Origin of the sequence: Dankookia sp. GCM10030260, from assembly GCF_042666655.1 — a bacterium.
GTDB lineage: Bacteria > Pseudomonadota > Alphaproteobacteria > Acetobacterales > Acetobacteraceae > Paracraurococcus.
On the sequence record NZ_JBHTDE010000067.1, the window covers coordinates 1 to 2296 of the forward strand.

The 2296-nt window shown below is 64.4% G+C and carries 3 protein-coding genes; 2 read left to right on the top strand and 1 reads right to left on the bottom strand.

The features are described 5' to 3' along the window. Positions 1-122: 122 nt before the first annotated feature. The gene (locus tag ACFQS7_RS30800) at positions 123-272 is read right to left on the bottom strand and encodes a hypothetical protein (RefSeq protein ID WP_380070962.1); all 150 of its coding nucleotides are present in this window, start codon (positions 270-272) and stop codon (positions 123-125) included. A gap of 191 nt (positions 273-463) precedes the next feature. Between ACFQS7_RS30800 and ACFQS7_RS30805 the strand changes: the two genes are divergently transcribed. Together ACFQS7_RS30805 and ACFQS7_RS30810 are read left to right on the top strand one after the other, a co-directional pair. Next, on the top strand, positions 464-928 hold the full coding sequence (locus ACFQS7_RS30805; RefSeq protein WP_380070963.1) for a hypothetical protein: 465 nt from the start codon (positions 464-466) through the stop codon (positions 926-928). Between the two features lie 783 nt (positions 929-1711). Continuing rightward, positions 1712-2296, top strand: a 585-nt coding sequence (locus ACFQS7_RS30810; protein ID WP_380070964.1) for a transcriptional regulator, incomplete at its 3' end; no start/stop codon positions are given.

Consider the following 2296-nt stretch of genomic DNA (forward strand, 5'->3'; position numbering starts at 1 on the left):
CGGAGGGCATCCTGGGGCATGGCCGGCGCCGCCCGTGCCCGGGGGCTCGCCCCCGGGCACGGGCAGTCGCGCTGGACTGGGGAATTTTCAGCCAGCACTTCCGGGGAGCATTCATCCAGCCGCTACAACTCCTCGACGTAGCCCTGCTTGAGCAGATTGTTGAGCACAGCGCGGGCGGCGGCGGTCGGCAGCTTGTCAGGCGGCGCAGCCAGCCGCAGCGGGTGCTTGGCGGCCTCGGCGAGAATGCGGCGGGCGGTGTCGGAAAGGGCCATGTCGGGGGCTCCTGGTGCAGCACCCGATCAGCCGGGTGCTACGAGCCCGAGCCCTGCCAGGGAGCCGGTCAGGGCGGCGCGCTGGCGCCGACCGCGGCGCGTGACCGACCAGTCGCTCTGTGCCGAGTTGAAGTGAAGCTCCAAGAACAGCCTTCGGACTACAATTCGACGGGCCCTGCAGGACAAGAGGCGTGGCCGGCGGCGTCCTCATGGCAGACTCGTCGCCGAACCGGCGCGTGTCGGTCCGGCTCGGCCTGGGCGTGGTCTTCGCCCAAATTGGCATATGCGGCTTCGACGGGACGATCGAGCTGGAGGCGCTGCGGCTCTATGGCCTGCCGGAGCATACCCCAGCGCTGCTCTGCGGCACGCCCACCCTGCCGGTGGGCCAGCGGGAGTTTGCCGCCGAAGTCGCCTGGGACCTACCGTCGCTGGCACCGGGTATCACCAGCTTGCTCGATGTGAGCGTGGCCAACTGCCGGCAGGGCGACTTGACCGATGCTGCCTTGGCCTCATCGACCCGGTTCATCGAGCTCGATGCAACCGCCTGGACCACCAATACGGTCCGGGTGATGGCGAGGAATATCTCGCCAGGCGCGACCTTCGACCTCGCGGCGGTCACGCTGTCGGTCGCGGTGACGAAGCGCCGCATATCGTAATAGTATAGAGACGGAGGATATGCCTTGGCGCTTGAGGGTCGTAAAGGACCTGACCTTGCACTCTGTGCAGGTAATTCCATTGAACCAAGACCCAGCGCATCCCACCCTGGAGTCGGCAAGCGGTCGTGCGACCCCGCTAGTAGGTTAAGAGCCCAATAAGCTCAACCACAGCAATGCCTGACGTCGGGTGAGAAGCAGACACGCTCGTATCTGTCAAAGCTACTGCAAACGCGCAGGATTCGCCTCTGTCTGCGGGCCAATAGGCTTTCCTTCTCCGCGCCGTACGGAACCCTATCTATGGCACGATTACCGCCGCCTGCAGCCAAGCCTCATTTGGCAGGGATTCTTGCAGAGCCGCGGCGTGCGGTTTTGTCCTAAGATTCTCAACGACACGGGTGAGCTTCTGCTGCTCGGTACGGACGGCACTTGGTCACCGAATGCGAAGCCGGCGCAGCAGCTCTTCGGATAGCGTCCGCGGATGTGATGGAAATCTCGGCGTTGTCCGGTGTGTAGGGCTAGGTTGGCCTTCGGATCTGGCGGCTAGGGTGGAGTTGCGAAGCTCCCACCTCTGACCGACCGAGGACGCGATGACCGACTACCACTCGCCGACCAGTGAAGGGAAAGGCAGGTGCATTGGGCGTCGGAATCTGCGCCTTTATAACCGGACAAATACGGATAATAATTCGCCGACCAAAGATGGGCTTCCAATTGCCACTTGCACCAACGACAGATGGCGCGGGTTGGAACGTTGCCCGCGAGATCAGATTTGGGCCCTTCCGCCTCATGCCGGAGCGCCAGCTCCTGCTTAAGGGGGAGGGGCCGGTACGCGTCGGCAGTCGTGCGCTCGAGATCCTGCTCGCTTTGGTCGAACGCCCGGGTGAGCTTCTCACCAAGGGCGAGTTGATGGCGAGGGTGTGGCCCGACGTTGTTGTCGATGAGGGAAATCTCAGGACTCAGGTCGCATTGCTCCGGCGCGCATTGAACGACGGCGAGGACGGGTCCCGATACATCATCGCGGTGCCCGGCCGCGGCTACCGCTTTGTGGCGCCGGTTGAAGGCGTGGCACCTCAAGTCATGGTGCCAGCTCCCACCTTGGCCACCCATCGGCTAACCCAACCACTACTCCGGCCGGGATCACGGGTGATAGGCCGAGAGCGCGTGATTGCGGACGTTGCGAAACGCCTAGAGCGTCACCGCTTTCTCACCATTGTCGGTCCGGGCGGCATCGGCAAGACGACGGTGTGGGGTGCGGCACGGTTCGATGAGACAGCCGGCTGCGGTAGAGGTCACCGCAACCGGAGGTCAGACCGATGGACCAGAACCACAGCGACAAGCCCGTGGGGGCGCCGGCGGGCGCCCAGAACGCTG